The following is a 12,036-nucleotide window of genomic DNA, read 5'->3' as shown; positions in this document are numbered from 1 at the left end:
CCGAGTTTTCTCCAATCGAATCCCCTCTTCTCGGCATTGGTCAGATAAAAGGCGAGCATGATCATTGCGGGACCATTGATGGTCATGGAGACAGTAACAACGTCGAGCGGAATGCCGTCAAACAGGACCTCCATGTCTCGAAGCGAATCGACCGCGACGCCGCAGACCCCTACTTCGCCCCGCGCCCGGGGAGAATCGGAGTCGTAACCCATCAGCGTGGGAAAGTGAAAAGCGGTGGAAAGTCCCGTCTGACCGTGCGCCAGCAGATATTTGAAACGGGCATTGGTATCCTCGGGCGTGCCGAAGCCGGCAAACTGGCGCATCGTCCAGAGACGGCCTCGATACATGGTGGGATAGACGCCGCGGGTGAAGGGATATTCGCCGGGCGATCCCAAATCTTTCGGATACGAAAGACCCTTGATCTGTTTGGGGGTGTAGAGAGGTTCTATCGGTTCGGAGGAGATGGTGGTGAATTCTTTTTGGCGTTCGGGGGATTTTTTGGACGATTTTCTTTTGCCTGGCATAAAAATACTCCAATCCGCTATCGCCGCCCACGAATTATCAGTAACCAGTAGAAAATCCAAGATTTTTCTACGGTGAAACAGTACCCGAAGGGTATAGTAGCGCAGTGCTACTCGTGATTGAATTCCCTTTCAAACGCCCCAATGGATTTGACCACATCATCCCAGGCCGGTGGTTCTTCAAAAAACATGTCACGCATCAACTGATAGTCCTGCCGCAATGCACGCAGAAAATGTTCCTGAGGGATGAGTTTCAAACTCCCCTTTTTTGCCGATGCATAATCGGCCCAGGCAGAGGGAAAATAAATTTCCTTGTGGCGGGCAACTCTCGCCAACAGATTTTGTTCCTTCATGGCGCCATCCTTTGCCGTCGAATGAATCAGGCAGTAAAAATCATAGTAATGACGTGAGAGCCTTAAGGGGAACATTTTGTCCCTTGGAATATGGGCATACTGGTGAAGGATGGTCGCCTTTTCCCAAAATGTCCTTTCCACGTTCAGGACCCTGACGATCACCTCCGGCTCATCGATGTTTTCTTCGAGGGCTTCTTTCAAATAGCTTTGAATTTTTTTCTGACTGACCGGCCAGTGCTCGGAGCGGGCGCCCATCTCAATTTTCACGGCAGAACGAACATAACCGGCTTTTTTTGGAAAGTCGGTCGGATATTCAAAGAGCAATGTTTGTCCCGTCGGATCGCCTTTATCAGGAATCAGTTTCCAATCAGACGCCGATAACAGGTGTTGGGAGAAATCTTTTTTGAGCCCGGTCAGCATGGGGCCCCGCACGCATTGGGCACACTCCCTGGATAATTTATCCAATCTTTCTTGTCTTTTCTTCCGACTGGGTGCTTGTTCGGGAGATTGACTATCTGCAAGACCAAAAAAGGATTTCTCAATCGACAAGTCAATATCTTCGGAGAAACGTTTGATGAGGCCGAACACCTTGGCAAGAGAGGTGCCTCCCTTGAAGGTCAAGTGCGGCTTGATGGCTGTTTGATCAAACAGACGGCCAAGCACCCAAACCACCCAAAAATCCTTTTCGATGATCTGGGCAGGCACCCCCATGCGTGCCGCAGCCGTTTCAAAATAGGCCCCTCTCTCCTTGGAATTTATTGGAAGTATCCTGTTCACCGGATCCCCTTCTTCAATTCATCCAACACATGACGAATCCACACCGGCGCGACTTGCGAACCTTTAACCATCGTTTTGGCATCAACTTTTTTGAGATGGCCCCTGATTTTTTTCTTCATATCCGCATCCAGACGATTTCTTCCGATGTGTTTCAACGCCTGAATCATCAATCCCAAGCCTGTTCCGGCCATGGCCATGTTTTTGACCGTTGTTCTCCTCAACCGGATCTCCATCTTGCCAATTTTGATCTTTTTGGATGCCCCATCGGTGACAAACACCACTCGTCCCGGTACCTGTTCAGAAAGCCCCAATAAATTGACCGCATAGGCCCCCGCCGGTTGCACACGGATATTGTCCCTCCGGGCGATGGCCTCGGCGATCTTGTCAGGTGAGGGGGGCAAAGCGCCCAATGTTTCGTGTCGGCGCGGGTATTCATAAAGGCCCCGGACCACGCGCTTGATAACACCGTCTCTTTCCAGTCGTGACAAAGCCTGCCTGACAGCCTCCTCATGCCCCAAGTCCTTAAAGTGAGCCGGCGTCAGGCACCAACCCCTTCCCTTGCGGGAGATGCGATTTCTGATAATATGAATAATCTGTTGCGCCATAAACCACCCCTTATTTTGTCACAAAAACTACTCTATTTTTGTGACAGAAGCGAGGAATTTTTTTTATCATATTTTTTTCCATTTTTCATAATTAGCTAACCTATTAATATAAAACAACAATTTACACTGCTTGAAATTTCTCCAAAAAAACTCTAACCACACGCAACTTATTTGTTTTTTTGCCGATAATAATGTCAGCACCTATTTCGGGAATCAGGTATTTCCATGGAGCATCTTATGTCAGACAAGGTCTATCGGATCGACACGAACAGATGGATTGTCACCGCTTTTTTGGACAAAATTGGTTTTAAAAGGGGTGACTATGCCTCCGGCACACTCACGCCGGAACAACTTCAGGCGAGGCAGGTTGATCCAATTGCATTCGAGAAATTGTTGAGCATCAGCGGTGATCCTCTGGTTTTGGAAGAAGGTGATATCTATTATGGGGAGCCCCAAAATCGTTTCCTCTCAAGCTTGCCGCTGAAGGACTGGCGCCGAATGATTTCACTGCTTGAATGGGACCGGAAACAACTCAGGTCGCTTTTCAAAGTAGGCAAGGGTCCTGACGGCGTCCAGGCGGAGAAGCTTCTGGGCCGGTACACCAGGACCTATGAAGAAGACGTCGAGTCTGGCGTCGCAGTTGAGGGGGAATTTTCCTACGTTGAATACAAGAGACATGGTTTCAAATATCCGATCGGTGTGCATTTCGACTATAGAACAATCAGCCGGCACTGGCAAAAAAAGAGCGAATCTGTGGTGTGGGTCAATGGGGCTACGGGGGTTTTGGTCGCAGACAATTATGTCATCACAGCTGCCCACGTCGTACTGGATAGGCACGATGATCCTGTTTTTTATCGCATGGGCATTAATTATGTAGGAAAAGACCCTCGGGCGAAGCCTTTATATCCTCGAACCTGGGGCCGCGCCCTTCTCGCTATGGTTCCCACCGCCTTTAGCCCCTACCACGTCATTGCAGTGGACAAAGAAGCTGACTTGGCCATCCTAGCAGTCCCTTACTTCGCTGACCCCGATGACCGGGAAAAATTGGAGGAAATCCGGCGACTGAAGTTGGCCGAAGACCTGCCCCAGCCAGGTGCGCCGACAATGACTATCGGCCAGCCCAAGACGAGGGATTGGACGTCGGGTCCGTCTTACACCTGGGGAATCTTCTTAGGTGCCGCTTCTTACTGCCGCGAAGGAGGGGAGAAGGAGGAAGAGCCGCTGTGGGAGTTCCTCAATAGGACAGCCGGCAGGGAAAGAGAGGCCCCTTCCGTATCGGAGCTGTGTCTTCGGCAAGATAGTTTTGGTGGGTATAGCGGTAGCCCCGTCATTAACGAACAGGGCCAAGCCTTCGGGATAGAGACTGGCAGGTACCCCAATTCCTATGCGACGAAGGCGGCGAGTCTTCATCCCGACGCCATCCATGATCCCGATTTAAGACAGGTCCTCGAGGAAATCCGGGCCGTCCAAAAGGGCCAGAACTGGCCGCAAAAGGAAAGAGACCGGGTTGCCAAACTGATAGAACCGCATTTCCTCCAATATGTCGCCGACCATCCCTTTGGCAGGGTCTCAGACAAAAGCCATCACTCAGACAATGAATATGATTACCTGATCATTCCGAATGCGAGTATCGTCGCCTTTCAGGCCAGCATGGAACGGGAACTACCCAACGAAACTTCCTTAAGGATCCATCAAGCAATCCTTAAGCTCGCTTCGGACCACCAAATTCTAATCGGTGCGACCTAATCGCTCCAATTGAAAATCCGGCATTGTCATTTGCTGAATCGCCTTGGCGTCGTATCGCAGCAATCGCCGATTAAATTGGTCCCACTGTCAAAAAAGGGCTGATTGACTTAGTTTTTTGGCACCGACCCAAACTATTTTTCAGATAAGCGGCGGGCCTGCATTCAACAAAAACCGGGCAACCGGAAGGGCCGGTATATCGTCGATGTGTCCTTCGGCTTCTTTTGTGAGAATGACCGCCGGCCTCTGTTTTTTAAGCTCCGTCAAATCACTTGATCGCAATTGTTTGGTCCATTTGACCTCGATGTAAACGGGCTTTCCATCTTTGAGTGCAACAACATCCACTTCACCCGTCCCCTTCAGATAATACGTGTCCCCCTCTTTTTTAAAATGCGCCGCGATGGCCGATTCGACCTTCTGCGGCTCCAAAGAGAGCCCCGTCAGAAACCTCTCCCGCGTCAGCCACCGCTGGATGGTTTCGAGAATGAAGGGATCCCAAAAATGAAATTTGCGCGCCTTTTTGGGGAAGCCGATTCTTTTGTTTTGATCGTAGGCCTGCAGGTTGAACAGGATATCCTGTCTTTCCAGCAGGTCGCAATAGTCGATAAACGTCGGTTTGCTGATTTCACCCATCCTTTGGGTGAGCGATGAATAGGTCACCTGGGAACCGAGGGTTTCTACAATCATTTTCAAGACACCCATCAATTCCCGAACCGATTTCCCTCTCTTCTCAAAATCACCCCGAATCCACTGTTCAAAAACCGTATAGGTCGCCGGAACGACGTCTCCCTTCTGATGCCAGTCGTTAATGGCCTTAAGATGTCCCCCGCAGTGGAGATAATCTGCAAAAGCTAAAAGACGTTTTCGGGTTTGAAGGATTTTTCAAGGAGTTTTTCGCGAATCAAAAGTTTGAGGGAGGTGGTCTGCCCAATCTACCGCCCGCCGGCCAAAAGGTAGATTCCCGGCTTTTCCCAATCGATTTCCTGCCACCAAGAAAGGGGGTGGACATGTTTCAGCCCCCTCAGTGCAAGAAGATGAGGATCGTTTTGAAAATACTCATCCAGATTTTTCCAGAACCGGTTATGCAAGAAATATTGTTCAATCATATCAATATATTAATAGAATAATACAAATTTGTAATGGAATATGGGGCATGTGGACGATGAAAAATGATAAAGAGAGCAGGCGCGCCGGAAATTTCTAGTCCTTCAAGAGATTCCTCGCAATCACCAACCGCTGAATTTCCGATGTCCCCTCGTAAATCTCCGTAATCCGCGCATCGCGCAGATAACGCTCCACCGGATATTCGCGGCAGTAGCCGTAGCCTCCGTGAATCTGCACCGCCTTGTTGGTGACAAAATTGGATGTTTCGGAGGAATAAAGTTTTGCCTGCGCCGCCTCCAGCGTGCAAGGCTTGCCTTGATCTTTCATCCAGGCGGCCCGATGGACCAACAGGCGGCTGGCGGCAATCCGGGTGGACATGTCGGCAATCATCCATTGAATGGCCTGAAAACTCGCGATTGCCTGACCAAAAGCTTCACGGATTTTGGCGTATTTTGCCGCCGCTTCGAAGGCGGCTCGTGAGATGCCGAGCGCCTGTGTGGCAATGCCGATTCGCCCATAATCGAGCGTGTTCATCGCGATGGAAAAACCCTCTCCCTCTTTGCCGAGAATGTTCTCTTTGGGGACTTCGCAATCCTGCAAGACGATACTGCAGGTGGAGGAAGCACGGATGCCGAGCTTCTTTTCAATTTTTCCGACAGAAAAACCGTTGAAACCTTTTTCAACGATAAACGCCGAGATCCCCTTGTGCCGTTTCGCCTTGTCGGTCATCGCAAAAACAATCATCGCATCGGCATTCGGGCCGTTGGTGATGAAGTTTTTCGTCCCGTTCAAAATATATTTATCCCCCTTAAGCACCGCCGTTGTCTGCTGATTCGCGGCATCCGATCCGGTTCCCGGTTCGGAAAGGCAATAGGCTCCCAGTTTTTCACCGCGAGCGAAGGGAGTGAGATATCTCTTCTTCTGTTCATCCGTGCCGAATTTATTGACAGGGCCGCAATAGAGGGAATTGTTCACCGACATGGTGACGCCCGTGGAGGCGCAGGCGGCAGAAATTTCCTCCAGGGCAAGTACGTAACTGACGGTATCGAGCCCCGAACCCCCCCACACCGAAGGAATCATCATCCCCATGAAACCGAGTTCGGCCATCTTTTTGAGGTGACGGCTTGGAAACTCCGCCTTTTCATCCAGCTCGGCGGCGGCGGGGGCCAACTCCTCTCTGGCAAAATCCCGCGCCATCTGTTGGATCATTTTTTGGGTTTCGTTTAATTCAAATTGCATTTTATTTGTGGCAATTCGGTTTCGGTGGATGTCTTTCGAGTTTTGTCGGCGTGTTTGAGCGCAACCTTAATGTTCATCGCCAACCGGAACAAACTAAGCGAGAATCAACAGCTCAAGTGGCGATTAAATAAACCGCGAGTCCCGACAAAACCGAAAGCAGACACCGAGACTGAATTGCTATTTTTATTTTCCCGCAAATTTCGCCTCCCGTTTTTCCAGAAACGCCCTCACCCCTTCCGTTTTATCTTCCGTTCCAAAAATCATCGGGAAGGTCATCTCTTCCAGTTTTAAACCGGATTCCAGCGGAAGATCGGTCCCCTCGTTGATCACCTTCTTGGCGAGGTGGACTCCGATCGGCCCCTTTTTCATGATGGTCTGGAGGGTCTTTGTCGTCTCGTCAATCAGCTGGGCCGGTTCGCAGACCTTGTTGATGATGCCGATGTCAAAGGCCTCCTGGGCCGAAAGAATACGGGCGGTGAAGATCAACTCTTTGGCCCTGTTCCTGCCGATCAAGCGGGCGAGACGCTGGGTGCCTCCAAAGCCTGGAAAAATTCCGAGATTAACTTCCGGCAAACCGAGTTTGGCCGAGGAGGCGGCATAAATAAAATCGCAGGATAACGCGAGTTCCAAACCACCTCCAAGGGCAAACCCGTTGACGGCGGCGATGACCGGAACCCGGCAGGTCTCGACGGCCCGCATGCACCGGTGCCCCAGTTCCACAAAATACTCGGCCTGCAAAACGGTCATCTGCGGCATTGAAGAGATATCGGCGCCGGCGACAAAGGCCTTGTCCCCTGCCCCTGTCAGAATGACTCCCTGGATGCCATCGCCACCACCTTCCCGCCTGATATCGCGAAAGGCCTTTGTCAGCTCCGTGAGTACCAGTTCATTCAGCGCGTTGAGCGCCTTGGGGCGGTTGATCGTGATGGTGCAGATGCCGTCTTTGACGGCGAATTGAATGGTTTCGAAATTAATATTCATAAAACCCCTTTCCTGTTTTCCGGCCCAAATACCCTGCCTCGACATATTTGACGAGCAGGGGACAGGGAGAAAACTTTGGATTGCCTAACTCCTTTTGCAACGACTTTAGAGAACTCAAGACCAGATCGAGGCCGAGGAGGTCCGCCAGTTGGAGCGGCCCCATTGGGTGGTTGGCCCCCAGTTTTAGGGCGCGATCGATATCCTCGGCTTTTCCCACCCCTTCAAAGAGGGCATAAATCGCCTCGTTGATCATCGGGGCAATCACCCGGTTGACCATGAAGCCCGGGAAATCGTGCGCCAAAACCGTCTCTTTTCGCATTTGTTGCGCAAGACCCTTTGCCGTCTGGATAGTTTCGGGCGCCGTCTGAACCCCCCGGACAATTTCCACCAGTTTCATCACCGGCACCGGATTCATAAAGTGCATACCAACCACCTGCTGTGGCCGCTTTGAGGCCCGGGCCAGTTTGGTGATGGAAAGCGACGAGGTGGAGGAGGCGAAAACGGCCTGGGCCGGACAGATTGTGTGAAGTTTCGAGAAGAGATCGATCTTGACCCGCTCGTCCTCGGTGACCGCCTCGATCACAAAATCCATTTTGGCCAATGCCTGAATGTCCAACGCCAGTTGGACGCGGCTAATAATCGGATCGAGGTCTTTCTCCGGAATTTCCTTTCGCTCGATGGCCTTCTTAAGTCCCCGCCGGATGTAATCGACCGCCTTTTCGAGTGGAGACTTGACGATATCGACAAGAATGACCTCCAGCCCCTCGCGCGCCGCCGTCTCGGCGATTCCGGCGCCGATGATCCCCGCCCCGACAATTCCAATCTTGGTAATGTTCATTTTACATTATCTTTCCACAACCATCGCCACTCCCTCTCCTCCGCCGATGCATAGCGACGCCAGACCCCGCCTCACGTTTCTCTTTTGCATCTCATGGAGGAGGGTCACAAGAATTCTTGCCCCTGAGGCGCCGATAGGATGCCCCATGGCCACCGCGCCGCCGTTGACGTTTACCTTGTCCGCCGGGATGCCGATCTTTTGATTATTGGCGATGGCCACCACCGCGAAGGCCTCGTTCACCTCCCATAAATCGATGTCGGCCGCTTTGAGACCGGCCTTTTTCAAGACTTTTTCCATCGCTGTTGCCGGGGCGATGGTGAACCACTCCGGCTCCCGGCTTGCCTGCGCATGGGCCACAATCCGGGCCAGCGGTTTGAGCCCCAGTGATTTGGCCTTCTCCGCCGACATGACGACAACCGCCGCCGCTCCATCGTTGAGGCTCGATGCGTTTCCGGCCGTCACCGTCCCCTCTTTTTCAAAGGCGGGGCGAAGGGATTTTAATTTTTCGACATTGCCACGGCCCGGTTCTTCGTCCGTATCGACAAGAACCGGATCCCCCTTCTTTTGCGGGACCGGCACGGGGACGATTTCATCCTTGAATCGGCCTTCTTTAATCGCCTTTTGCGCCCGGCGGTAGCTTTCGGAGGCGAATTCGTCCTGCATTTCGCGCGTGATCTTGTATTCTTTGGCGCACAGTTCGGCGCAGTTTCCCATGTGGATATTGTTGTACGGGTCCCAGAGGCCGTCGTGAATCATCGTATCGACAATTTTTCCGTGTCCCATCCGGTAACCGTTGCGCGCCTCCGGGAGCGCATAGGGGGAGTTGCTCATGCTCTCCATTCCGCCAGCCACGATGATCTCTTCATCTCCGGCGCGAATAATCTGATCGGCCAGCATGACGCTTTTAAGCCCCGAACCGCAGACCTTTCCGATGGTCAATGCAGAAGTCTCCTTGGGAAGACCCGCTCCCAGAAGGGCCTGTCGGGCCGGCGACTGTCCCACGGCGGCGGTCAACACACACCCCATGATCGCCTCCTCGACCTGTTCAGGTTTTATTCCCGCTCTTTTAACCGCCTCTTTAATGGCAATGGCCCCCAGTTGAGGGGCGGTGAGAGATGCGAGGGCCCCCTGAAAACTCGCAACCGGCGTTCGCGCCCCGCTGACGATGACTGTTTCTTTCATGATGATGCCTCCTTGGAAGGGAATGGATGTAACAAATGCCTCCATGATATGTCAATGAACTTGCGTTAAGGCGGTTAATTGCCTAAAATCGCGCCCAATGAATTCGAAAGGATTCACCCTCGGCGAATTTACGATGGTAATGGCGATCATTTTCCTTCTCTGTTTTGCCGCCATCCCGCAGTTTTTTGTCCTGCGCAACTTCCACAGCGAGAAGAAAATGAAAAGGGTCGTGGCCGTCGTTCAGGCGGGGATTGCGGGCTGGCATTACCGTCGGCTTTTGGACAATATCGACGCCTATCCCCCGGCGCTCGACGAGAATCCCGTTAATTCTCCCTGCCTGGCCTGTTTCGGCGCCGTGATGGAAAAACCGCTGGAGAACAACTTGTGGTTTAAAGGCTCGCCGACGGAATACTATTTTTCCCGGAACGGAAATACGGCTAAACCGGAAGATTACAGGGAAAAGAAGGATTTCAAGATCGTTTACGACCCCGCCCTCGGTTCGTTTACCGCAACGCGGATTGAGTAGCTACGACTGTTCATACGCCTTCAGAAAATCCTCCCGTTTGATCCCCGATTGAGTGCAAATGGACCGCAGAGTGGAAGATTTAATGCGCGGGTGACCTGGCATCGTCAGCGGGGTCCTGGTGCCATCAGGATTCATCCGCACCATGGAGATATGCTCCCCTTCGCGCATGGAACGAAAACCGAGCAATTGAAATGTTTTTATGACTTTGGCTTTTGGGGCATCGACAGGAAATTTCGGCATCAGGCGCCGGCTCCGGCCTCGGCAATAAACGCTTCCAGCACGGGCGAATCGTCCTCAACGGCATCAGATCCAAAGGTCTCAATATGAAATCGAATGGCCGACTTCACATCGGACAGGGCTTCTTCATACGTATCCCCCTCGCCGACCACCACTCCCTTGAGGCCAAGAGGATAAGCCACATAACCATCGGGGTGCTTTTCAATGATGACTTTTAATTGCTTCATAATAGTCCCCTTAATTGAAAATTATCATCTTGCCGGTTTATATTGTCAATTGGTTTATGCCCCGGCTACGGTGACCAGCGAAGGAGAAGAAACATCAAGCAGGCGGTTCCGAAATTCATTTGCCATTCCCGTACGGTCATATTCCAGCCACGCCTGATGGGATTCGTGAAGGGCGTCTACAGCTAAAAGTCAGCCTTTTGTTGACAACTCCTCCTGTATTCTTTTCTTCACAAATGCGACAAGTTGTTCAGCCGTTATGTTCAGTTTGTTTTTCAACACAGAAAGCCAAAATCTCTTTCTCTCTTCTTCACTCATATTTTCAAAATTAGCGCCAAAAATCTCGTGGCCAATTTTTTTTATGCCGGCGGAATCAGCTTCCAGCAACAAATCCCGCATCATGAAAGCTACGTCACGGGCATCAATACTATTATTGGTTTGTTGATCTATTCCCAAGACTTGTTTTATTGGCAAAGTGGATAAAATTTCGTAGAATTCCCGTGACGGTTCGAGTTTGAATTCCGGATCTGCCAGACTGTACGCTAAAAGTTCCTTCAGCCATGAAGGAACATACCTCGAACCGCCCCTTGCCGAAAGATAGGCATGTGCCAGTTCGTGAATGCCGGTCGGGTCAGTTTTTTCTTTTTCATTGCCTAACTCGGATTGTTGGAGATTCCGAATACTCCGAATACCAAAAGCAAAGATTGCACCAGGAAACACCACAATTTCGGGAATGCCATCCCCATTAGACATAAACCCACCAATGGGTTCCTCCCCCGGCGCAAGCCAAGGCACATATGCAACAACAGTACGATAGGAGAATAGTGGCGGAGCAATTCCGTAAAATTCGGACATTTTTTCAGCCCATTCATTGTAATAAGGGTATCGATCCGGCTGTGGCGTATCGCGGGGACATATTCTTTGATGAGTACAAAGCCGTGTATAGGGGTTACCCGTATCCCGCCATAACTGAACGATATAGGGCTTTAACAATTTCCTCTGCTTGCTTGTGGTCACCCATCCGCTAATCTCTTTTAATAGATGCATGCTTTCCTGGTCGTTTCTGGGATCAGCTTTAACAGACGCGACTCTTTGTCCAACTTTAACCTCACAATCATCCCCACCGTATTCACCATAGCAGAGGTAGGGATCATCGACATGGTTATATGACTGAACAACTGATTGATAATGTTCAGGAATATCCATACAACGGTTGTCGATACAGAGATATTTTGGATATTGCGACTCTCCCATAATACCGGTTTTATCGGCGGGAATGGCTAAAAGTTGCGTGTTATTAATTTGTTATAATTATTATCAAATGATGCGGCGAGTCATGACATGAGTCTTTATTTGATATTTAATTTGATATTCTATTTGACATTTTAAAATAAAAAACTTAGACTTTACAATAATGATCCATTTTCAGGAATCGTCCATCCTGGTAGGCGCTTCCGAATTGAGAACCCGGTTGGACAAACTTCTCAAACTCGCAAAGCAATCGAAGATTTACGTGGGTAAACGCCACCGGCCCGTGGCTGTCTTGGTCCCTTTGGAGCAATACGAACGGATGGAACAGCTCTACCAACGGGTGGAAGACAGGGTTTTGGGCTATATCGCGCGGGAACGGGATAAAAACACCGACATCAAAGACTATCTCCCCCTGGATGAAGCCGAGCGCAAGGTCGGCCTCCGCGCCTGACCTT

General features: G+C 50.9%; 15 protein-coding genes. 3 read left to right on the top strand and 12 right to left on the bottom strand.

From position 1 onward, the window contains the following. The 3 genes from HYU99_05935 to HYU99_05925 form a co-directional block, all read right to left on the bottom strand. A partial coding sequence (locus tag HYU99_05935; protein ID MBI2339888.1) for a methylmalonyl-CoA mutase occupies positions 1-524 on the bottom strand: 524 nt, incomplete at its 3' end. A 107-nt stretch (positions 525-631) separates the two neighbouring features. After that, on the bottom strand, positions 632-1,651 hold the full coding sequence (locus HYU99_05930; protein ID MBI2339887.1) for a nucleotidyl transferase AbiEii/AbiGii toxin family protein: 1,020 nt from the start codon (positions 1,649-1,651) through the stop codon (positions 632-634). After that, positions 1,648-2,256 (bottom strand): hypothetical protein, encoded by a 609-nt coding sequence (locus tag HYU99_05925; protein MBI2339886.1) that lies wholly within the window; start codon positions 2,254-2,256, stop codon positions 1,648-1,650. Before HYU99_05925 ends, HYU99_05930 begins: the two co-directional genes overlap by 4 nt. 237 nt (positions 2,257-2,493) lie before the next feature. Here HYU99_05925 and HYU99_05920 point away from each other — a divergent pair, with 237 nt between their 5' ends. Beyond that, positions 2,494-4,002, top strand: a complete 1,509-nt coding sequence (locus HYU99_05920) for a trypsin-like peptidase domain-containing protein (GenBank protein ID MBI2339885.1) — start codon at positions 2,494-2,496, stop codon at positions 4,000-4,002. 138 nt (positions 4,003-4,140) lie between these two features. On the opposite strand, the gene HYU99_05915 is transcribed toward HYU99_05920, so the two are convergent. From HYU99_05915 to HYU99_05890, 6 genes are all read right to left on the bottom strand, one after another. Beyond that, positions 4,141-4,686 carry an ATP-binding protein gene (locus tag HYU99_05915; GenBank protein ID MBI2339884.1) on the bottom strand — a complete coding sequence of 182 codons (546 nt, stop codon included), beginning with the start codon at positions 4,684-4,686 and terminating at the stop codon, positions 4,141-4,143. 245 nt (positions 4,687-4,931) lie between these two features. Then, positions 4,932-5,105: a hypothetical protein gene (locus tag HYU99_05910; protein ID MBI2339883.1), complete on the bottom strand. Its 174-nt coding sequence runs from the start codon at positions 5,103-5,105 to the stop codon at positions 4,932-4,934. Between the two features lie 94 nt (positions 5,106-5,199). Continuing rightward, the gene (locus tag HYU99_05905; protein ID MBI2339882.1) at positions 5,200-6,342 is read right to left on the bottom strand and encodes an acyl-CoA dehydrogenase; all 1,143 of its coding nucleotides are present in this window, start codon (positions 6,340-6,342) and stop codon (positions 5,200-5,202) included. A 183-nt stretch (positions 6,343-6,525) separates the two neighbouring features. Then, the gene (locus HYU99_05900; GenBank protein ID MBI2339881.1) at positions 6,526-7,323 is read right to left on the bottom strand and encodes an enoyl-CoA hydratase/isomerase family protein; all 798 of its coding nucleotides are present in this window, start codon (positions 7,321-7,323) and stop codon (positions 6,526-6,528) included. Beyond that, positions 7,313-8,161 (bottom strand): 3-hydroxybutyryl-CoA dehydrogenase, encoded by an 849-nt coding sequence (locus HYU99_05895; GenBank protein ID MBI2339880.1) that lies wholly within the window; start codon positions 8,159-8,161, stop codon positions 7,313-7,315. The genes HYU99_05900 and HYU99_05895 overlap by 11 nt, the downstream gene beginning before the upstream one ends. A 6-nt stretch (positions 8,162-8,167) precedes the next feature. Beyond that, positions 8,168-9,343, bottom strand: a complete 1,176-nt coding sequence (locus tag HYU99_05890) for an acetyl-CoA C-acetyltransferase (protein ID MBI2339879.1) — start codon at positions 9,341-9,343, stop codon at positions 8,168-8,170. Positions 9,344-9,440: 97 nt separating this feature from the next. On the opposite strand from HYU99_05890, the gene HYU99_05885 reads away from it, so the two are divergent. Continuing rightward, on the top strand, positions 9,441-9,869 hold the full coding sequence (locus HYU99_05885) for a hypothetical protein (protein MBI2339878.1): 429 nt from the start codon (positions 9,441-9,443) through the stop codon (positions 9,867-9,869). On the opposite strand, the gene HYU99_05880 is transcribed toward HYU99_05885, so the two are convergent. The 3 genes from HYU99_05880 to HYU99_05870 form a co-directional block, all read right to left on the bottom strand. Then, entirely contained in the window at positions 9,870-10,109 is a 240-nt protein-coding gene (locus HYU99_05880) for a type II toxin-antitoxin system HicA family toxin (protein ID MBI2339877.1), read from the bottom strand. It abuts the gene before it with no gap. After that, entirely contained in the window at positions 10,109-10,333 is a 225-nt protein-coding gene (locus tag HYU99_05875) for a type II toxin-antitoxin system HicB family antitoxin (GenBank protein ID MBI2339876.1), read from the bottom strand. Before HYU99_05875 ends, HYU99_05880 begins: the two co-directional genes overlap by 1 nt. Positions 10,334-10,522: 189 nt before the next feature. Then, positions 10,523-11,536: a hypothetical protein gene (locus HYU99_05870; GenBank protein ID MBI2339875.1), complete on the bottom strand. Its 1,014-nt coding sequence runs from the start codon at positions 11,534-11,536 to the stop codon at positions 10,523-10,525. 208 nt (positions 11,537-11,744) lie between these two features. Between HYU99_05870 and HYU99_05865 the strand changes: the two genes are divergently transcribed. After that, on the top strand, positions 11,745-12,032 hold the full coding sequence (locus HYU99_05865) for a type II toxin-antitoxin system Phd/YefM family antitoxin (protein ID MBI2339874.1): 288 nt from the start codon (positions 11,745-11,747) through the stop codon (positions 12,030-12,032). Positions 12,033-12,036: the final 4 nt, after the last annotated feature.

It is taken from the genome of Deltaproteobacteria bacterium (assembly GCA_016183175.1).
Classification (GTDB): domain Bacteria; phylum UBA10199; class UBA10199; order UBA10199; family SBBF01; genus JACPFC01.
This window is presented reverse-complemented; position numbering and strand designations above follow the sequence as displayed.